The 21,177-nt window shown below is 64.7% G+C and carries 11 protein-coding genes; 7 read left to right on the forward strand and 4 right to left on the reverse strand.

What is annotated here, in order from left to right:
* From MFF34_RS13975 to MFF34_RS13990, 4 genes are all read right to left on the reverse strand, one after another.
* The coding region (locus MFF34_RS13975) for a DUF4347 domain-containing protein (protein ID WP_238214692.1) at positions 1–7,977 on the reverse strand (7,977 nt) is incomplete at its 3' end.
* Between the two features lie 95 nt (positions 7,978–8,072).
* A complete protein-coding gene (locus tag MFF34_RS13980; protein ID WP_238214696.1) occupies positions 8,073–10,163 on the reverse strand; it encodes an HlyD family efflux transporter periplasmic adaptor subunit in 2,091 nt (696 codons plus the stop codon).
* Complete coding sequence (locus MFF34_RS13985; protein WP_238214697.1) at positions 10,163–11,509, reverse strand: efflux RND transporter periplasmic adaptor subunit; 1,347 nt, start codon at positions 11,507–11,509, stop codon at positions 10,163–10,165. Before MFF34_RS13985 ends, MFF34_RS13980 begins: the two co-directional genes overlap by 1 nt.
* Positions 11,496–12,257 carry an efflux RND transporter periplasmic adaptor subunit gene (locus tag MFF34_RS13990; protein WP_238214699.1) on the reverse strand — a complete coding sequence of 254 codons (762 nt, stop codon included), beginning with the start codon at positions 12,255–12,257 and terminating at the stop codon, positions 11,496–11,498. The genes MFF34_RS13985 and MFF34_RS13990 overlap by 14 nt, the downstream gene beginning before the upstream one ends.
* Positions 12,258–12,508: 251 nt before the next feature.
* On the opposite strand from MFF34_RS13990, the gene MFF34_RS13995 reads away from it, so the two are divergent.
* The 7 genes from MFF34_RS13995 (at position 12,509) to MFF34_RS14025 (ending at position 21,177) form a co-directional block, all read left to right on the forward strand.
* Positions 12,509–14,809: a tetratricopeptide repeat protein gene (locus MFF34_RS13995; RefSeq protein WP_238214701.1), complete on the forward strand. Its 2,301-nt coding sequence runs from the start codon at positions 12,509–12,511 to the stop codon at positions 14,807–14,809.
* 116 nt (positions 14,810–14,925) lie between these two features.
* Positions 14,926–15,900, forward strand: coding sequence for a MoxR family ATPase (locus tag MFF34_RS14000; protein ID WP_238214703.1), 975 nt, complete (start codon positions 14,926–14,928; stop codon positions 15,898–15,900).
* Between the two features lie 11 nt (positions 15,901–15,911).
* Positions 15,912–16,859: a DUF58 domain-containing protein gene (locus MFF34_RS14005; RefSeq protein WP_238214708.1), complete on the forward strand. Its 948-nt coding sequence runs from the start codon at positions 15,912–15,914 to the stop codon at positions 16,857–16,859.
* Positions 16,856–17,356: a DUF4381 domain-containing protein gene (locus MFF34_RS14010; RefSeq protein WP_238214710.1), complete on the forward strand. Its 501-nt coding sequence runs from the start codon at positions 16,856–16,858 to the stop codon at positions 17,354–17,356. The genes MFF34_RS14005 and MFF34_RS14010 overlap by 4 nt, the downstream gene beginning before the upstream one ends.
* Positions 17,343–18,344, forward strand: a complete 1,002-nt coding sequence (locus MFF34_RS14015) for a VWA domain-containing protein (protein ID WP_238214711.1) — start codon at positions 17,343–17,345, stop codon at positions 18,342–18,344. The genes MFF34_RS14010 and MFF34_RS14015 overlap by 14 nt, the downstream gene beginning before the upstream one ends.
* Positions 18,341–19,882 (forward strand): VWA domain-containing protein, encoded by a 1,542-nt coding sequence (locus MFF34_RS14020; protein ID WP_238214712.1) that lies wholly within the window; start codon positions 18,341–18,343, stop codon positions 19,880–19,882. The genes MFF34_RS14015 and MFF34_RS14020 overlap by 4 nt, the downstream gene beginning before the upstream one ends.
* On the forward strand, positions 19,879–21,177 hold the full coding sequence (locus MFF34_RS14025; protein WP_238214713.1) for a hypothetical protein: 1,299 nt from the start codon (positions 19,879–19,881) through the stop codon (positions 21,175–21,177). The genes MFF34_RS14020 and MFF34_RS14025 overlap by 4 nt, the downstream gene beginning before the upstream one ends.

Below are 21,177 nucleotides of genomic sequence, written 5' to 3' on the forward strand. Positions count from 1 at the left end.
CACCACGTAGCGGTAGTTGCCTTGGGCATCGAGTACCAGGCTGCCGTAGTTGCCAGCCAGGGCTTGGCCAGGCGTGCCGTTGACACCGCTGGGGTTGACCACGGCGCTGACGATCAGGGTGTCGCCATCGGGGTCGGTATACGCGCTGCGGATGCTGCCGCTCGGGTCCAGCCCCGGCTGGCCATTGTTCACTCCCCCGGCCTCAATGGCATCGACCGTGACCGGGTTTACCACGGGCGGGTCATTGACGCCGGTGACAGTGATCACCAGTTGCGCCTGGTCGGTCAGGCCGCCGCTGTCGTGGATCTGGTAGGTAAAGATCACGTCTAGGGTTTGCCCAGCCGCTAGCGCACGGATGGCCGGGTCGGCGCTGTTGACCTCGAAGGTGTAGCTGCCGTCTTCGTTCAGAATCAGCTGGCCAAAGTCGCCGCTGATCAGGCTGCTGTCAGCCAGGCGGGCGACTGTGCCAGTGAGGGTTGCAGGTGCGCCGTTGGCTACCGGCGTAAGGGTACCGCCAGTGACTTCCAGGCCGCTGCGCACGCCATCGACTTTGAGCTGTGTCGCGGTTGGCTGGTCGAAGTTGTCGACGTCAGTGTCGGCACCCACGCCGCCATCGCCGGTGATTACATTACCGCTGGCGTTGACCGGCACGGTGCTGCCGTCGCTGGCACCCGCGCTGGCGGTGCCGTGGTCGTCCACGGCCACCGGCGCATCGTTGGCGCCCTGAATGGTGATCACCAGCACGGTCACGGAACTCAGGCCCCCAGCATCGACCATCTGGTAGGTGAACTGCTCGACCAGTGTCTGCCCTGGGGATAGTGCCTGCACCGCGGCGTTGCTGTTGTCGATGACGTAGCGGTAGCTGCCGTCGGCGTTGATGGTCAAGCTGCCGAAGTCGGCGAGCACACTGCTCGATTGGCCGCTGACCACCGGAATGATCCGGCCGCCGCCCAGCCCATCGAAGCGCACCGCGCTGACCTGCTTGGTCTCGCCCAAGGCCACGGAGTCGACGTCGGTGTCGTTATCCAGCACATTGCCAGTGGCATCCTGCCCTAGGGTGCCGTTGTTGGTACCTCCGGCCTCGATGGCGGTGCCGATGTCGCCCTGAGCCACCGGTGTGTCGTTGGCGCCATGGATATTGATCTGCAGCACCGAGCTGCTGGTCAAACCGCCGGTGTCGACGATGTCGTAGCCGAAGAAATCACTGATGAAGTTGCCGGCGGTGCGCAGTGCCTGAACCTCAGGGTTGTCGTTGTCGACGATGTACTGGAAACCGCCGCTGGCGGTGATCGACAAGGTGCCGTACAGCCCTTGCAAGGTCGTGACCCCATTGGCGGCCACTGCGACACCACCGGGGGTGGTGGTGTTGGCGATGCGGGTGACGGTAAGTACGTCATTGTTGGTCTGGATATCGACATCGGTGTCGTTGGCCAGCACGTTGCCGGTGGGGTTCACGCCCGGGTCGGCGTTGTTGAAGCCACCGGCTTCCACGGCGATGGCCAGGTCGGCGTTGGCGATCGGGGCATCGTTGACCGGGTCGATGATGATGTTCATCACGTCGGTATCGGTCAGCGCATCAGCCGGGTTCTGCCCAGGCACACCGTCACCGTTGACCGGTGCGTCGCCGAAGTTGCCCTGGTCGTTGGTGACCATGGTCAGGGTTTCCGGGTCGCGGAAGGTGTTGAAGTCCTGGTCGCCTTTGTAATACAGCTGGCTCAGCAGCACGTTCAGTTCGGCCAAGGTGCCGGTAAGGACCAGGCTGCGCCCAGCGCCGGCAGGAGGTGTAGCTGTGGCCGCCGGCGGGGTGGCGGTTTGCCAGATGACCCCGTGTACCACGGTCAGGGTAATGGTCATGACGCCGTCGGCAGTGCCGGCGTTGACGTCCACGTCACTGATGGCCAGGCCACCGATGTGCAATACCGTGTCTTCCTGGCCATGCTGGTCGGACACCGTGTTGACCGGCGCCTCGTTAACATGCACGTAGCCGGCGTCAGCGGTGCCAGTTGCGCCTTCGCCGAGTGCCAGGTTGATACTGCCCAGGCCTGTAGCCGCAGCGCCCGTGTCGGTGTCTATACGCACCCGGAAGCTGTTGTTGGCGCTGACCTGGTGGTCTTGTGCCACCGCGATCAGGTAGCTGCCGGAGGGCAGCAGGGCGAACTGGTAGAGGCCGCCATTGGCGGTAACGGTATTGAACGTGCGGTCGTCCGCGGTGCCGAACTGACCGTCGTCACCGGCCCAGGTCAGGGTGACGTCGATGCCGTCCAGGCCGGGGCCGTCCGGGCTGACGTTGTCCGTGGCGCTGCGGGTGTCGTCCCACAGCGTGCCCTGGATCACGCCCATGCCGGCGCCATCGCTGAGGATGTAGTTGTTCAAGCCGGTTGCGCCGTCCTGGCCGGTGCGCTCGCCGTCGGCAGCGCCAGCGCCCGCCGGCAGCGAACCGCCCCAGCCGTTTGTTTCGAAGTCGGTGGGCAGGCTGGTCCAGGTGAGCACGGCGGAACTGGCGGTGTCATCGGCGATGGTCACATTGGGTAGGGTGACGGTGTAGATCACCTGGATCGCGTCGTTGGGCGCAAGCCGTGCGAAGTCCATGACGATACCGCTGCCATCGCTGAAGCTGATACCGCTGGGCAGGTTGCCCAGGTCCAGCGCCACGCCATTGAGCAGGATGCTTTGCACCTGGTAGTTGCTGCCATTGGGGAACTGGTCGGTCAGGTGGGTGTTGTAGGCGGGTGCACCGCCATCCTGGGTGAAGCTCACCGAGACGGTGGCGGTGGTCGTGCCGGCGCCCGGGGCCACGTCGATGACCGACTTGTCCATGCTGGTGAAGCTGGGTTCCACCACGCGCTCGAACACCGTATCGCTGCGGCCGCGGTCCACGCCATCGCCAGGGCCCACGTGTTCGAACACGGTCATGCCTAGCTGGGTGTTGGCCTGGTTGCCGGTCACGTTGTTGACGCGCACGTTGAACTCAAGGATCACGCCTTCGATATCGCTGTCGGCAGCCTCGCTATTGGTCACGTTGCCAAGGTTGAAGGTGATGGTCTGACTACCGTCTAGGTTGGTCGTGATCTGCAGTCGGCCATTGTTACCGTCGAAGATACCCGAAGGCGCCACGCCGCCCAGATCGGGGTGGATCGGCAAGGCCACTTCGCTGTTCTGGTTGCCGGTCATGTACAGCGTATTGCCATTACCGAGCACCAGGTCGGTGGCGTCGGTGGTCAAGCCGCCTAGCTGGCTCGACACCATGGCAATCAGGATGTTGTTGAGGTCGGCGGTGATGAACTCCAGGCCGGCGGCCAGCTCGATGCGGATCTGGTAATTGGGGTTGTCGCCGGTCGGTACCAGCACGGCCACGCGGTAACGGACGATTTCGCCGACTACCACGGTCTCCAGCAGGCCGCTAGTGTCGGTGGCGCCGCTGCCGTTGGTGGCCGGGGGCGTGTCGGTGACGCCGCCGACGCGGGACACCTGGATGCCGTTGGTGACCGGGATCAGCAAGGCACTCAGCACCCTGTAATCGTTGAGCACGCCTGAATTGAGCAGGCCATCGTCGCCGCTGCGCTCGCCATTGACGGTATCGGTGCTGTCGCTGCTGCCGTCCAGGCTGCTCCATCGAACCACGACGTTGTTGGCGATCGCAGCCTCGCCTGCGGCCGTGGCATTGACCACGCCGGTCAGGGTGATGACGATGCTCCCGCCGTTAGCGATGTCGATGTTGGCGCCATTGGCGGTCACCAACTGACCGTTGAGGATGACGAAATCAACGCCGCCATTGTTGGTGGCGCCGCCGCTGTACTGGACGGTGCCACTGATCACCAGGTTGTCGATTTCAGTCGGCAGCACGTCCAGCAGGCTGATGTCGAACGCGTCGGTGCCCGAATTGTTGGCCACGGTGATGGTGAAGGTGACGGTATCGCCCTGGTCGAAGCCGCCAAACGAGGGAGTCGAAGTGATCTGCTGGGTGACGCTGAGGGTCGGCTCGACGATGGTCACGCCGGGCTGTTCGGCACTGTTGATGTTGCGATCCACGGCGGTGGTGCCATTGGGGGTGTCGCCATCGGGGTCGCTGTACACCAGCTGCGCGCCGTTGTTCAGCGTGGTGCCTTGCTGGTTACCGGTCACGTTGCTGGCCACCAGTACCAGGCGGATGACGAAGCTGTTGTTGCCAGTGATGTTGTCGGCCGTGGCCCCGGCGCTGCCGAACACCAGCATCAGGTCGGCGCCGTCGCTGCCGTCCAGGGTCACCGGGTTGACGTTCAGTACACCGTTGAAATCGGCCGTGAGGGCGGCACTGCCTGTGGTGCTGGTGATGATTTCATAGCCTAGGTTGCCATTGAACCGTGGGTCCAGGCGCAGGCCCGGAGGGATCAGGTCATTGATGCGCAGGCTGCCCGTTGAACCCTCGGGCAGGGTGACGACGATGTCATAGGTGATGCTTTCGCCGATCACCAGGTTGCTGCCCGTGGTGTGCCCGGCGCTGGAGTCGTCCTCGGTCAGGCTACCGTCCTTGTAGGTCTTGCTGATGGTCGGCGCGGCGACTTGCTGGTTGGCGACCTCGGTCAGGTCGGTGGGGGTGAAGTCCTGGCCGCCATCGACGCTGGCGTAGTAGGTCAGCGCGGCAGTGCTCTGCAGCGTGCTGGAGGCGAGGATGGCATTGTCCACGCTGACGTCGTAGGTGATCACCACCACGTTGGCCCCGGACAGGTCGCTGGCGGTGCCGGCGCGGCCGGCCAGCAGGGTGGCCTGGCCGTTGGCGTCGAGGAAGGTGATGGCGTTGCCGTCGACACGGTAGTCGGTGCCCTGCACCAGCACGCTGCCGTCGCCGCGGTAGATCTGCAGGTTGGCCGCGCCCAGGCTGCCACCGACGAACGACAGGCCAGCGGGCAAGGTAATGCTGGTGCTGACATCGTAGGCACCGCCGCCGCCGGTGTTTTTCAGGGCGGTGGCCAGGCGAAGGTTATCGGCACCGTCGATGCCGCTGACATTGCCGTCCACCGCCGCCAGGCTGGTCACGCTGCCGCTGAACGGCACGCCACTGCTGCCAGGGGCGGCCCAGCTGCCGGTGGTGCCGGTGACCGTGCCGTTGCTGCTGGACACCACGCCGTGCTTGATGTCCAGCACCGGCTCGGCGACCGACTGGATCACCGCCACATCTGATGAGGTGAGTACGGTCTTGTCGACCGTGGTGGTCTGGCTCGACTGCGCTAGCACGTCGAGTTCTCGTTGGTCGGCATACGGCTGGTCGCCCACTACCATGGTGAAGCGTACCTGCACGGTGCCGCCACTGAGGCCGCCAGAGACGAAATCGCCGAAGTCGAAGATGATCGAGTTACCCGGGCCAGTGGTGACGCTATCGGGCACATCGAGAATGGTATTACCGCTGCCGAACGTCCACTGGCCAACCCCGTTGCCAATGCTCCAGTTGATGCCGCTGGCATTGAGCAAGGGCAAGGGCAGGTACGCCGTAAGTTTGAAGTTCTCGTAATCGGCCACCAGCAAGTCATAGCTAATGGTGAAGGTCACCACATCGCCCGGGCGCAGCTCGCCGTTGCTCGGCGGGTTGCCGCCGTTGACCTGGGTGAGTTCGATATCGACCGAGGAGCTTGCGATGGTGCTGGTGGTACTGGACCCGTCTGTCTGGGTCCCGCCCAGGTTGACCGCATCGCGCAGCACGGTGGCATCCACCGTGGCGCTGTTGCCGACGCTGTCACCTTCGTTGAGCTGGTCGTGGGGTGGGTGGTCACTGGTGTAGGTGGGGTTGATCAATGCGTCGTAGACGATGCTCAGGCGCGTGGCGCCTTCCTGCAGGGTGTCGTCGTAAAGGTCACCGAACAGTGCCGCCACGCCGGGGCCGGCAATCGCCTGGCGAATGGACTCGGCAATGTCGAAGACCAGCGTGGTGCTGCCGTCGGCATTCACCGTCTGGGTGTAGACCAGGGCAATCGCCTGGGACCCACCATGCTGCTGGATGATCAGCGTAGGCGGGTTGCTCGGGTCGAAGGTCTGGCCGTCGCCAAGCAAGTCGGTCAGGGTGAACTGGCCCTGCTCGAGGATGTTCTCGCCAAAGGCGAAGAAGTCGGAAATGGCCACGTCCATGGTGTAGCGCAAAGTGTCGCCGGGGGTAAGGCCGGGTGTGCCGACGTCGTTCTGCAGGTCGACCTGCTTGAGCAGGGTGATCGACTTGGCGACGAAGGTCACGCCCTGGCCGTTGCCGGTCTCGGTGAACGGGTAGCCGTCCGGGTCGGTGGGGCGGTCGCGTGGGTCGAGCGGGTTCCAGCCACCGCTCACGCTGGCGGTGCCGAAGTTGATGGTGACTGGGTTGCCGGTGGTCGGGTCGATCACTGGCCGGCCGTTGGCGTCGATTTCCGGCACGTAGAAGCTGACTTGGGTTTCGCTGGCCGCGCTTAGGGTGTCGTAATGGATCTCATAGCTGGCCACGAAGGCGTTGGGGTTGGCCAATGCCGCAGCGATAAGCAGGGGGTTGGTCAGCACCGTGCCGTCGTGCAGGGTGACCGACGTCAGGGTGCCGCCGGCCCCCGGCGTGATGGCGCTGACATGCACCTGGTCAGGCACGGTCTGAGTGACGGTGACATTGCTTAGCGTTTGCCCGGGGGCCGGGGTTACGGTCACGGTCTGGGTACGGGTGAAGTTCGGCCCGGTTACCGTTTCGCCTTCTGGCATGTTGACCGTTTGCGTGACCTTGAGCAGGGTCGGGGTGACGATGAAACTGTGTAGTGCGCTTTCTACCCGGCTTGGGTCCTGCACCGGATTGTTCAGCGAATCGTTGCCGTACTCGAAGCCTGCCCGGGCGTTGATGGTGAGGTCAGGCGTGCCGTCGGAGTAATGGGTGTCGGCCAGATTGCTCAACTGCGCGGTAATCTGCACATCGATGGCGGGCTGGCCGTTGGTGACGCTGGCATAAGGCAGTTGCAGTACCACCATCTGGTCACCGGGCTTCATGCCGACACTGGCGGCATTGATCACCAGGGCATTGCCGCTGGCGTCCTTGGCCAACGGGTGGGTGGCATTGCCGTTGGCATCGAAGGTGATCACGAAGCTGTTCACCGCCTGGCCCAAGTAGGTGGCGGAGACGAAGGTGGCGCCATCGTCGCCGTCGCGCCCGGTGGCCGGCATGAACACATCGAGGAACGGCGCGTAGCCTTCCTGGGTGGAGGGGTTGCTGAAACTGACGGTGAAGTTGAATTGCTCTCCCAGTTGCACCTCGGCGCCGCCGCTGCCCAGGCTGGCGGTGGGGCTGGCATCGGCCAGCAGACCCTGGAAGCCGTTCAGGGTGGCTGCTGCCAGGGCAATGGTCTTGTCGACATCGCCACTGCTGACCTCAAGGCGCCAGTCGCCGCCGGCCAGTTGGCTGCCGGTGGCGTTGCTGGAGGCACCGACGTCAGCGCCGGTCCAGCGCGCCAGTTCGTTCACCAGCGCCTGGCCTGCACTGCCGGCACCGACATCGCAGCCATACAACTGGATGTCCGCGCCCGCGTTGAGTTCACCGCGCCAGGCGCTCAGGCGGTCGCCCAGCTGCTCGACGGTTTGGCTGGTGAATACCTGGTTGCCCAGGGTGAACTGGCCAGACGCGCCGTGCGAGAACACTTGGATCGAGTCGACCTTGCCCAACTGCGCCAGCACATTGCTGATGGCTGCGATGGCATCCTGGCCAGGGTCCACCACCAGCGCGGTGGTGCCGGTTGGCAAGTTGGCGGCCAGCTGGTCGCGGTTTTCCACCCGGGCATCGATGACCACAAGGTTGCGTGGTGCGGGCGCTGCTGCGGTGGTTTGCGCCTCGCTGGCAGTGGGGGCAGGATGGCTGGTGTCCTTGGCCTCTGCTGTACCGGGATCACTGTGATGCTGCTGGTCGACAGCCGCTGCGCCAGCGCCGTCGAAGAGGATGCGTTGCTCAAGGGCAACTGTCTGCGACCGAGGGCGCGAAACCATGGCGAAGCCGGCTCTGCTCTTGATGTCCATTTCCAATCCTGCCCAGAAGTTACGATGCCATTTCCGAAACTAAATCAATCCTAGTCCGATTTTTTCGGGGTGCCGGGTGAGGCGCCGGAAGGTCTTCAGAAGCCGCTTTCGCGCAGCCCGACCCCCAGAATCCATTTAGCCAGCTCACCGAGGATGCTGCGTTTTTCCCCTTCGATCTTCAGCTTGCCGCGGGTTTCGCGCACGCTGGCCAACGGCTCATCCAACGCGACCAGTACCTGGAACAGCGCGTTGCTGGGCACCAGCGACTGGCCGCTGGTCGGCACCGGGCCGCCGAAGTGCGAAGACAACATGCGGTGGGCCAACTGCCCGGCGCGGGTGCTGCCAATGGCCAGCACTTTGCCGCGCAGCGCGGTGGCCTGGCCTTCGGGGTAGAACTTCACGGTATTGCCCACGGCCAGGTGATGCACTTGGTCCTGGGCGACGTAGGCATCGACCTGCCAGTGGCTGGGGTCGATCAGCATGCCCAGTGGCTCTTCGCGGTTGAGCCACTGGCCAGGGCGCCAGTCCGGGTCCAGGTCCAGCCAGGTGCCAGCGAATGGCGCCTGCAGGTTGAGGCGGGCGATTTCGATGCGTGCCGCGCGGGCTTCTTCGTTCTGCACCTTCAGGCGTTGCTGGGTGGCAGCGTCCTCGGCCAGCCCGGCGGGGTCGGCCAGCAGCCCAGAAAGGCGCGCCTGATAGCTGCGGGCGCTGGCCTGGCTGCTGCGCATGCGCGAATCCAGGTCTGGCTCTTCGAGCACTGCCAACACGTCGCCGGCCTTGACCTGGCCTTGCGAATGCAAGCTTTTCAGCCGCGCAGGGTAGGGCGTGTACACGCGCAACTGGTGTTCGGCCCGGGCCACGCCAACGGCGTCGACCTGGCTGTGCCAAGGCACCGCCAGCGCCAGTAAGGCAAGGCCTGCGCCTAGGTAGAACAGCCGTTTGCGCTGCCCCGGGATGCGTGCCCGCTGTTGCCACCAGTGGCTCAGCTCACGTTTCACCGGCAGTGCGATAAACCACGCCAACTCGACCATGAACAGCACGATCCCTAACAGTTTGAAGAAGAACAGGTACACCGCCGCGGCAATGCCGAGGAACAGCACCAGGCGGTACAGCCAGGTGGCAAAAGCGAACGCGACCAACAGGCGGCGTTGCCCCACCGGGAACGGCTCGGGCCACGGCTCGTTGAGCCCAAGCAGGTTGCGCCGCAGGGCCACCCGCGCCAGCGCCGAGGCGCGTTCGTGCAGGTTGGGGAAGTCGAGCAGGTCGCTGAGAATGAAGTAGCCGTCGAAGCGCATGAATGGGCTGGCATTGAGGGCCAGCGACAGCACCCAGCTAGTGGTCGCCAGGTACAACAGCGCGTTGCGCAGGGCGCCGTCGTCGCACAGGGCCCAGCCGAGGGTGGCCAAACCCGCCAGGGACAATTCGGTGATGATGCCGGCCGAGGCGATGGCCAGGCGCTGGTGGGCGCGCTTGAGCTTCCAGCTTTCGCCGGTGTCGGTGTAGAGCATCGGCCACAGCACCAGAAACGCCACGCCCATGTGCCCCACGCGCAAGCCCAGTCGCGTGGCGACCAGCGCGTGGCCAAGCTCGTGCAGGGTTTTTGCGACCACCAGAGCCAGGGCAAAACTGAACAGGCCTTCGGTGGAGAACGACTCGACCACCGCATGGGTGAAGGCGTCCCACTGCTGCATCACCAGGATGATCCCGAGCAGGGTCAGGCCGATCACCAGCACCCCGGTAAGCGGATGGAACAGCCAGCCCAGCGCTACCGCCAGGCGCTGCAGACCGGCTTGCGGGCGCAGCAGCGGCACGCGGAAGAACAGGTAGTGGTGCAACCACCAACGCCAGCTCGACCAGGTGCGCGCCTCGCTCGCGGCCTGCAGTTTGGCCAATTGCTCGGGGCCGGGGCGCAGCAGGTGGTGGTGTTCGAGGAACGTGCGCAGCGCCAGCACCTGCTCGACATCGGGGTTGAGCGCGCTGTCCCGCGACACTTGCTCGCTGATTTGGCGCGGCGTCTGGCCCCAGCGCAGCAGGCACTCGAACTCCAACCAGCCAATCCGGTAGAAACGGTTGACCACGGTGTCGTGGATCATCCATGCCGGTTCCCCTTCACGGCTGTCGGCGGCCTCGCACAGGCGCAGGTCCTCGCGCAGCGGGGGCAGTGGCAGGTCGGACAGGTCGAGCATTACCAGCCACTCCAGGCACGCACCGTGGCCAGCGGCCGGCGCAGCAGGTAATAGCCGAGCATTACCCGGCCACCGTACAGTTTGGCGGTGCCGTGCAGGCCCAGGCGGGCATGCTCGGAGCGTTCGTCGATGCTGGCCAGCAGGCGGTAGGCGACCACGCCGTCATCACTGGGCTTGGCCTGGTAGCTGGTTTCAAGGATTTTGCCCTTGAGCGGGCTGAGTGGGTAGGCGGTGAGGAACAGCGTGACCTCGGCGCCTGGCTCCAGGGCGATGGCATCGGCCACGGCCAGCTGGATCTGCATGGCCGGTTGCGCCGGGTCGGCCACGTGCATGATGCGCTCACCGGTCGACACCGGCTTGCCGAGCCAGTCGTTGGGGTCACTGAACACGGCAACCCCGGCCCGCGGTGCCAGTACCTGGGTACGCCGCAACTGCGCCTGCACTGCGGCCAGCTCGGCGCGGCGTTGCTGGGCACGGCCTTGCAGCAAGGTCAGCTCGTTCTTGCTTTGCGGGTTGTCGAATGCACGCTGGCTGGCAGCCAGCAGCTCGGCGTCGGCCACCGCGACTTCCTTGCCGAGTACCTCGGCGCGGCTGCGCAGGGTGGTTTCGTCGAGGGTGAACAACGGGGTGCCGGCTTCCACCGGCTGGTTCGGGCGCACCAGCACTTGGGCGATCACGCCGTCGATCGGTGAACTGACGATCTGTGCCTGGCGCGACACGATCTGTGCCGGTGCCAACGCCGTTTGCCGCACTGGGAGCAGCAACAGCCCGGCGGCCACCAGCAGGGTGATCAGTACCTGGCGGCGGCTGGGGCGCCAGCGGCCGATTCGCCGGCGCCGGGTCAGCGCATGCCAGCAATAGGCCCAGGTGCGCGTCAAACCATCCAGCTGCTGGTGCACCACCGCCGGCGGTGCTTCTTCCAGCAGCAACACCAGCAGGCCAAGGCGCTGGCCGGTCGGGGCATGCAAGGGTATGCACCACAGGCCGGTAGGCCACCACTCGGCCCAGCCCTCGGCGATGTCTTCAGGTGGCGCAGCGTTGGCCTGGGTCAACCAGGCGGGCTGCGGCTCGACCAAGCGCTCGGCCAACCAACGGCTGGCGCGCCTGAGCCAGACCAGGTAGGGCGAGTCTTCGCTGGGGCGCGCCAGGCCAGACACGCACAGCAGCTCCAATCCGCTGTTGCCTTGCTCGAACACCAGCGCCTGGTGGAAGGGCAGTAGCGGGTACAGGTCGTTGGCCATGCTGAATGCCAGCGCGCCCAGCGTCTCGGCGGCCATGGCTTTATCGCGCAGAGCGTCCAGTTGCAGCAACAGCTGCGGGTGGGGCAGTGGCCTATTCACGGTCATGGTCGAACCGCGCCGTGCCGCTCATGCCGGCCATCAGTTCGGGGTAGCGCTGATCGAAGCGCGCTTCAAGCTCCACCGTCTGCGCCACGGCATCGACCCTTGAGTTGATCACGCTGACCTTGGCCGGGTAGGTCTTGCCAGTCTCATGCACAGTCACCTGCAGCGTCTGACCGGGGCTTAGGCTTTTCAGTTGGCTGGAGGGCACATTCAGGCGCACCTTCAATGCGCCGTCGCTGACCAGGTCGAACAGTGGCGTACCTGCGCTGACGGTCTGGTATGGCTTGACGTAAACCTTGGCCACATGGCCCGAGAAGGGGGCCAGCACCTGGCAGTAGCTCATTTGCGCTTCGCCCATGGCGCGGGCGCCATCAGCCTTCTGCACTTCGGTATTGGCTGCGGCCACTTCGATATCGCCGACGGCGTCGAGCTTGCGCAGTTGCTTCTTGGCTTCCAGGTTCTGGCGGGCCATGGCCAGCTCGGCCACGGCGACCTTGCCGCGGGCTTGGGCCTCGTTGCAATTGAAGCGCGCCAAGGTTGCGCCTTTGGGCACGTGTTCGCCGAAGCTGGTCTTCAGCTCGCCCAGGGTGCCGCTCATCTGGCTGGACAGGGTGGTTTCCAGCTCGGCTGCCAGCAGGACACGGATCAGTTGTGGTTCTTCGGTGGTTGGCTCTTGCTCGGCGTGGGTGGCAACGCTGGCCAAGGCCAGCAACAAAGGCAGGTAACGGTGTGCAACGACAGTCAACGGCATTCTCAATTCCTTGCTGAGAGACATCGAGCAGCGCAACGCAAATCATTCAACGCCTTAATACTAGAAAGTAATTTTCCGTTTGCCCAACTTAGGGGTGTGCATTTTTGCATGGTCGTATATGCATAAATGCGCGACTGGTTTCTGCAGCTGCGCAAAGGCCATCCATGTGTACTAGGGTCAAGCATTGCTGGGTAATGTGCTGTTAGATCGGCTCGCAACAGGGCCGGCAGAACTGACCGTGGAGCGAGCGAATGGGGCACTGGGCACAGGTAGTGCGACGCATGCGGGTAATGGCCTGCTTGAGTGTTGTGTGGTTGTTGCTGAGCAGCGCCAACCTTGGTGCGGCTGCCTTGCCTTCCCTGGCCACTGAACGTGAGGGCTACGCCGAAGCCGGCAGTTGCCAGGCGTGCCATGTCGAACAGGCCAAGCAGTGGCAACACTCCGATCATGCCTGGGCGCTGCGCGATGCCAACCCGGCCAACGTGCTGGGCAACTTCAATGACGTGCGCTACGACCAGGATGGGGTCAAGGCCCGCTTCTATCGCAAGGGCGATGGGTTTTTCGTCAACATCGACGGCGAGGATGGCAAGCCGGCTGATTTTCAAGTGCTCTACACCTTTGGCTTCGAGCCGCTGCAGCAATACCTGGTGTCACTGTCGCGAGGCCGCTTGCAGGCCTTGACCCTCGCCTGGGACAGCCGGCCGACGGCGCAGGGCGGGCAGCGCTGGTTCTCGCTGTACCCTGGGCAACGCTTTGCCCCTGATGACCCGCTGCACTGGACTGGCCGCTACCAGAATTGGAACGGCATGTGCGCCGACTGCCACTCGACCCGGTTGGTCAAGCATTACGATGATGCGAAGGACAGTTTTGCCAGTACCTGGCAGGAAAAGACCGTGGGTTGCCAGGGCTGCCACGGCCCTGGCCAGGCCCATGTTGACTGGGCCAGCCAACACCCCGGCGTTTCGCCTGCCCAAGGGCTTGCGGTGGATTACAAGGCGCTGGGCAGCAAGGGCCTGGTAGAGCAATGCGCCTATTGCCACAGCCGCCGACAAAGCCTGGGCACTGGCCAGATGCCGGGCCACCCTCAGCTGGACCAAAGCTTGCCCGCCACGCTGCGCACGGGCCTGTACCATGACGATGGGCAGATCGACGGCGAAGTCTATGAGTACGGCTCATTTACCCAGAGCAAGATGTTCGCCGCCGGTGTCGGTTGTACCGATTGCCATAACCCCCATACCACCAAGGTACGCATAGAAGGTAACGGGCTGTGCCTGCAATGCCATAACACCCAGCCCAATACTGCACGTTTCACTGGCTTGCAGGCCAAGGACTATGACAGCCCAGCGCATCATCACCACGCGGTGGGCTCGCCAGGTGCGCAGTGCGTCAATTGCCACATGCCGAGCAAAAATTACATGGTGATCGACCCCAGGCGCGATCACAGCCTGCGTATACCCCGGCCGGACCTTGCCGCAGAGGGCAACGGCCCGGATGCCTGTACCACCTGCCACCAAGACCGCAAGCCCGAGTGGGCGGCCAAGGCCATTGAAGGTTGGTTCGGGTCACCGAAGCGCCCCGCTCATTACGGCCAGAACTTCCACGCCGTGCGCGAAGACCCGAGCACTATCCTGAGCCGCCTGGGTTATCTGCTTGCGGACAAGAGCAACCCGGCCATCGTCCGCGCCACCGCCGCCGACCAGTTGGCAGACTTGGGCCCCGCAGCGGCCAGCAACTTGCAATGGGCACTGCAGGACAAAGACCCGCTAGTGCGCGCCTACGCTGTGGCCGGATTCACCAGCCTGCCCCCCGAGCAGCGTTTGAAACCGTTGCTGCCCCTGCTCGAAGACCCCACCTTGGCCGTGCGCGACGAAGCCGTGCGGGCCTTGGCCGATGTCCCGGCAGCACAGTTACCTGAAGCCAGCCGCGAGTCGTTCAAAACGTTGCTTGACGATTACGAGCAGCGCTTGCGCAGTAACGCGGACCTGCCAGGGGGGCGGCTCAACCTGGCGGTGCTTATGCAGCGCCAGGGCCGCGACGAGCAGGCTGTGGAGCAGTATCGCCAAGCCTTGCGCATGGACCCGTATTTCGTCCCGGCGCGGGTTAACCTGGTGACCCTGGCCAGCAGCGCGCAACGCCTGGACGATGCTGAGAGCCTGCTGCGCGAGGGGGTGGCGCTGGACAAGATGCCCGCTGCCGACCGTGGCAACCTGGCCTACATGCTGGCTTTGCTGCTGGTCGAGCGCGGCAAGCCTGACGAGGCGCTGGGCTGGATGGAGCAGGCCGCCGTGGCGCTGCCGGGCAATACGCGCATTCGTTACAACCAGGGCCTGCTGCTGTCGCGCATGAACCGCCGTGATGAAGCCCTGCAAGCGTTACGCAGCGGCTTGGAGCAAGCACCGGAAAACGCCGACCTGCTGTATTCGCTGATCTACCTGCATGCATTGGCTGGCGAGCGCGAGCAGGCTTACGGCTATGTCGAGCGGATGCGCGCGGTGGCACCAGATGATCCGCGGCTGCAGGCCATAGAGCCGTATTACCAGAAGGGGCGGTGAAGGGGGAGGAAAGTGAAGCCGGAAACTTACCATGTTCTCTTCACGACACCCCATTGCACCCTGGCCTGGCACTACTAGATTTACCCAATTGCCAACCGCTGACAGGGACCGGGCCAGTGAACACCCATGAACACGTCAAAGCGCTGGAAGCGTCGGTCGCCGAGAAGGTCCTCGGCCAGGCCGAGACCATTCGCCATGTACTGCTGGGGCTGCTTGCCAACGGCCATGTGCTGCTCGAAAGCCTGCCGGGCCTGGCCAAGACGCGCACGGTCAAGGCCCTGGCCACGCACCTGGAAGCGCAGATGCGGCGCATCCAGTTCACCCCCGACCTGCTGCCCTCGGACATCACCGGCGGCGAGATCCTGCAGCAGTCGGCCGAGGGCAACAAAATCAGCTTTCAACCCGGGCCACTGTTCGGCAACGTGATCCTCGCCGACGAAATCAACCGTGCCCCGGCCAAGGTCCAGGCGGCCTTGCTTGAGGCCATGGAGGAGCGCCAGATCACCGTGGCCGGGCAAAGTTATCCGATGCCGGGGCTGTTCATGGTGCTGGCCACGCAGAACCCCATCGAGCAGGAAGGCACCTATCCATTGCCTGAAGCACAGATGGACCGGTTTTTGATGAAGCTGCAACTGGATTACCCACACCCTGATGACGAAACCCAGGTGCTGCGCCTGGTACGTGCAGAGGACCAGGCCAGCGATGCGGGGGCCGTGCAACCGGTGCGGCTGGCCCAGCAAGTGATCTTCGATGCCCGCAGCGAGGTGGCGCGGGTGCATGTTGCCGAGGCGATCGACCGTTACCTTATCGACTTGATCAACGCGACCCGTCACCCAGGCGACTACGATACCGACCTGGCGCGCTGGATCACCATCGGTGCCAGTCCGCGCGGTGGCATCAGCCTAGACCGGGTGGCGCGCGCGCATGCCTGGCTCAACGGCCAGGACTTTGTTTCACCGGACAACGTGCGCGCGGTGGTGCACCCGGTTTTGCGCCACCGGCTGCAACTGTCGTACGACGCGGTCAGCGATGGCGTGGCGGCGGACCAGGTTATCGACAGGCTGTTGGACAAGGTGGCCATTCCGGCCTGACGGACACGCTCATGCCCGCTAATAGCGCTACGCCTGACGGTTTTGTCTACGCCTCGCTCACCGAACTGGTGGGGCTGGACGCGCGCGCGCGGGGGCTGAGTTTCGTCGCCCGGCAGCCACTGTCGAGCATTCTTTCCGGTAACCATGCCTCGCGCCTGCGCGGGCGCGGGTTGAGCTTCGACGAGCTGCGTCACTACATCCCCGGCGACGATTTGCGCCACCTGGACTGGCGTGCCTCGTTGCGTTACGGCAAGCCTTTCGTGCGCACCTTCACCGAAGAACGCGACCGGCCTACGCTGGTGCTGGTGGACCAGCGCATGAGCATGTATTTCGGCTCCCAGCGCTATTTCAAATCGGTTACTGCGGCGCAGTTGGCGGCGTTGTGTGCATGGATGGCGTTTCACGCCGGTGACAGGGTCGGTGGCCTGGTGTTCGGCAATCAGCGGGTAGAGCACGTGCGGCCGTTGCGTAGTCGCGCGCGGGTCGAGGCCCTGTGCAGTGCAGTGGTCAGGGCCAACCACGCGCTGACGGCGTTCGCCAGCGAAGACGCAGATGGCCAGTTGGACAAGGTGTTGCGCACCTGCGTTGCCTCGGCAGGCCATGATCACTTGATCTGCATCATCAGCGACTTTGCGGGTATCAGCGAGCACACCTTGCCGCTGCTGCGCCAGTTACGCCAGCACAACGATGTGATCGCCCTGCAGGTGTACGACCCCATTGCACTTCAAGTGCCCGACAGGGGGCGAGTGAACGTGACCCAGGGTGCGCAGCAGGTGGAATTGGAAGTGGGCAAGCGCCGGGTTAGCAAACCGCTGGGTGATTTTCTCGCCGGGCGCCTGCGCGATGTAGAAGCGCTGCTGCGCCGCAGCCAGGTGCCGCTGATGCTGATCAGCACCGCCGGGGACAGCCTTGAACAACTGCGCAGGGAGCTGGGCCGCCTGGCCCAGGTGCCGCGATGAGCACTGCTGTCATACCGTCAATCGATCAGCTGCGCGAGCTGGCACCCGGCACGCCGCCGTTCAGTTACCTGCCGCATACCTGGGCTTGGTTGGTGTTGGGGCTGGTGATGCTGGCCTTGCTCCTGGTCTGGGCGGCCCTGCGCTGGCGGCGTTGGTCGCGTGAGCGCTATCGTCGCCAAGCCTTGCAGTATCTTGACCTGCTGGCCAAGGCCGAGGGTAATCAGCGCCTGGCCGCCCTGCGGGAAGTGCCCGTGCTGCTGAAACGGGTGGCGCTGTCGCTGCCAGATGCGCCGCCTGTGGCCAGCCTGGCCGGCGCGCAGTGGCAGGCCTTTCTTGAGCAGCGTGCCGGTCAGCCGTTACCTGCCGGTTTTGTGCAAACCCTGCAAACGGTCGCTTATGCGCCCGACGCCCAACTGCTCGCGCTCGACGCGCAGCAGGTCGCGGCGTTGTACAGCACCAGCCGACGCTGGATCGAGGGGCATCATGTGGCAGTTTGATTACCCGTGGGTGTTCTTGCTGTTGCCGGCTGCTTGGCTGGCCTATCGTCTGTTGCAGCCCTATAGCGAAAGCCGCAGTGCATTGCGGGTGCCGTTTTTTGCGGCGATGAGCCGCGCCACCGGGCAGCAGCCGGGGCAGGCGAGTGCAGCGGGCGGGCGCTGGCAATTGTGGCTGAACCTGCTGGTGTGGGGGCTTGTGGTGGCGGCCTGTGCACGGCCGGTATGGGTGGAGCGGCCGATTGAATGGGAGCGGCCGATCCGCGACATCATGCTGGCCATTGATATTTCCCAGTCCATGCAGGCCAACGACTACACCAACGCCAACGGCGAGCGAACCGATCGACTGACTGCGGTGAAGTCGGTGGTGCGCGACTTCATCGCGCGCCGCAAGGACGACCGCATCGGCCTCATCGTGTTCGGCACCGGCGCTTACCCTCAAGCGCCCTTGACCCTCGACCACGCCAGCCTGCTGATGCTGCTGGATGAAGTCGGCATCGGCATGGCCGGGCCGAACACCGCACTGGGCGATGCGATCGGGCTCACCATCAAGGCGTTGGCCAACACCCCCGAGCAGGAAAAGGTGCTGATCCTGCTGACTGACGGCAACGACACTGGCAGCGCCATCACCCCCGAGCACGCGGCTCGCCTGGCCCATGAAGAGCGTATCGTAGTACATACCATTGGTATCGGTGACCCAACCGCGACGGGCGATGACAAGGTCGACCTGGGCGCTCTGCAGGAGATTGCGCGTACTACCGGCGGGCAGTTCTTTCGCGCCGATGATCGCCAGGCGTTGCAGCAGGTATACGCGACCCTGGACCGGTTGACCCCGCATCAGGTCAAGACCTTCAGCCACCAACCCAAGCGTGACTTGTTCGTTTGGCCGTTGGGCCTGGCGCTAGGGTTGCTGCTGGTGGCCCACCTGCTGGCCTTGGCGCGCGCCCGCCTGGTCGGCCGCCGGCCAGTGCCCGGAGCACCGCCGGCATGACCTTCGACCCCGCTGCGTTCCATTTCATGCGGCCGCTGTGGTTGCTGCTGATCGTGCCGGGCCTGCTGTTGCCTGTGCTGTGGCTGCGCCGGCATGATCTGCGCCGACAATTGGAGGGCATCATCGCGCCTCACCTGGTCGAGCACTTGATGATCACGCCAAAGGAACAGCGGCGTTTGCGCCCGGTGCACCTGTTGGGGGCCAGTCTGGTACTTGGAGCTCTGGCCGCTGCCGGGCCGACCTGGGTGCAGGACACCCCCGACTTTCTCGATGACCGCGCCCCTTTGATCATCGCCGTGGACCTGTCGCCGTCGATGGATGCCGACGATGTGCCGCCCACTCGGCTGGCGGCTGCTAAACACACCCTGCACGACTTGGTCCTGCGCCGTGCGGGCGCCCGTACCGCACTCATCGTCTATGCCGGCAATGCCCACTTGGTGCTTCCTGTCACCGAGGATCCGGCGTTGCTCGATACCTTCATCCAGGCACTGGCCACGGACCTGATGAGCACCCCGGGCAAGGATGCCTTGGGCGCGATAGACCTGGCCTTGAAGCTGCTGGCGGCTGAGCAGACGCCGGGCACTTTGGTGCTGCTGACCGATGGCGGTGATGCCAGCCAATTTCCAGCGATTGCTAAACGCGTCTCAGGCTCGCCCTTGCAAGTATTGGTGTTGGCGGTTGGCAGTCAGTCGGCTGCGGCAGGCTTCGATGAGCAGGGCCTGAAGGGGCTCGCCAAGGCGGCCAGTGCGCCCCTAGGCAGCCTGTCGCTGAACGATGACGACCTGGACTGGGTCGAGCTGCATGCGCAGCGCCACTTCAAGGCTGCCCAGGGCGACGATGCCCAACTGCACTGGAAGGACGCCGGTTATTGGTTGTGCTGGCCGTTACTGCTGGTGGTGCTGGCGACGCTGCGGCGCGGCTGGCGAGTGAACTGGCTGCCTGGCGTGTTGCTGGCCCTGCTGCTGGGTGGCAATGCTGAGCCAGCAAGGGCCGGTGCGCTGGCCGATGCGTTTTTCACGGCCGACCAGCAAGGGCGCTGGGCGTTCGAGCAGGGCCACTATCCGCAGGCGGCAACGCGGTTCCACGACCCTTACTGGAAAGGCATCGCTGCATACCAGGCGGCTGATTTTGAGGCCGCGCTGGTCAGCTTGGGCAAGGTCGATAGTGCCCCTGCCTGGTTCTACCAAGGCAACAGCTATGTACGCTTGTTCAAGTTCCCACAGGCGATTGCCGCCTACCAGCAGGCCCTGCGCCTGCAGCCGTCGTTTACCGAAGCCAAGGCCAACCTGGCGTTGGCCGAGGCCTTGCTCAAGGATTACGAGGATCAACAGGAACAAGGCCCGCCCACTGAAAAGCCCGACAAGGTCGTCGAAGACCAGACGCCCTCGGGCGGCAAGACGCAGCAACAGAACACCCAGCAGGCTGCCTCGGACCAGCTGTGGCTGAATAACCTGACCACGTCACCGGCGCAGTTTCTCAAGCGCAAGTTTTCCATTCAGGACGCCGCCCGCCAGCAGGCGGCGAAGGAGGCGCCATGAGGCGCGGGGCCTTGCTGTTGTGCTGCCTGGCGGGTTGGGCGGTAGCGGATGACCCACAGGTGCGGGTGGAAGCGCGCCTGGTGCCAGGCACCACGGTCATGACCGGCGCCACACTCAGCCTGGAAGTCGACCTGCTGGTCGACACCTGGTTCACCGATGCCCCCGTAGTGCCCATGCTGCAGCTGCCGGGTGCGGTCGTCAGCCCACCGAGTGGCGAAGCCCAGCACCTCAACGAAAAACGCGAGGGCAAGGCGTTCTTCGGCCTGCGCTACCGCTATGCGATCACCCCGACACAGGCGCAGCGCTTCGACATCCCGGCGCTGACCTTTCGCGTGCAGCCTGGCCCCAGTGGCGGGCCGCAGGCGGTCACCAGCCAGCCACTGTCGTTTGAGGCCAAGGGCCTGGCGGGCAGCAGTGGCGAACAACGCCTGGTGGCGCGCAGCGTGCACCTCAGCCAGGCGATCCAGTATTCCCACCAGCCGCTGCGTGTGGGTGACAGCGTGACCCGGCACGTGCATGTCGACGCTGAAGGCACGCAGGCGATGCTGCTGCCGGCACCGACCTTCGCCGAGGTCGACGGACTCAAGCGTTACCTGCAGACGCCTAGCATCAAGCCGCTCAGCGATGGGCGTGGCGGCACGCTGGGCGGCCAGCGCGACGACAGCGCCAGCTACGTAGCCACGGCAGCTGGCCGTTATCGCTTGCCCGCCATCGACCTGCAGTGGTGGGACGCGGCCACGGGTGAGCAGCACAGTGTTTCGGTACCTGCGGTGGAGCTGGTGGCAGAGGAGGGCGTGTACCAGGCGCCGTTCTCGCTTGCCGAAGACCTGCGCGCACTGGGCCAGAACGCCCAGGTCAGCATTGCAAGCCACGGGCTGCTGTTGGCACTGGCATTGCTGCTTCTGGGTGGGTTGGCCTGGGCCGGGCGTGCCTATGGTCGGGCAGGCTGGCAATGGCTGCGCGCCTGGCGGCTGCGTCGTCGGCACGCCTGGCTGGCGTCTGAAGGCTACGCCTGGCGCCAGGCGCGGCAGCAATGCGGCCATGAGCCTGCTCGCCTCGATGGCCTGTATCTGTGGTATCGGCGGGCCAGCGGGCAGCGCACCTTGTCGTCAAGTGAACATCCTCCTGGCGGGGAGGATTTGCTAGCCTTTTTCGAGGCTGCCTATGGTCCGCACCGCGGCCAGGGGCTTACCACCAATGCCCGGCGGCGGCTGATGTCGGCCCTGCGCCAGCAACTCGGTACGCACCCACAGTCACGCCCCGATAGAAATGGGCTGCGTGACCTTAATCCCTGA

Origin of the sequence: Pseudomonas sp. PAGU 2196, assembly GCF_022179005.1 — a bacterium.
Lineage (GTDB): Bacteria > Pseudomonadota > Gammaproteobacteria > Pseudomonadales > Pseudomonadaceae > Aquipseudomonas > Aquipseudomonas kermanshahensis.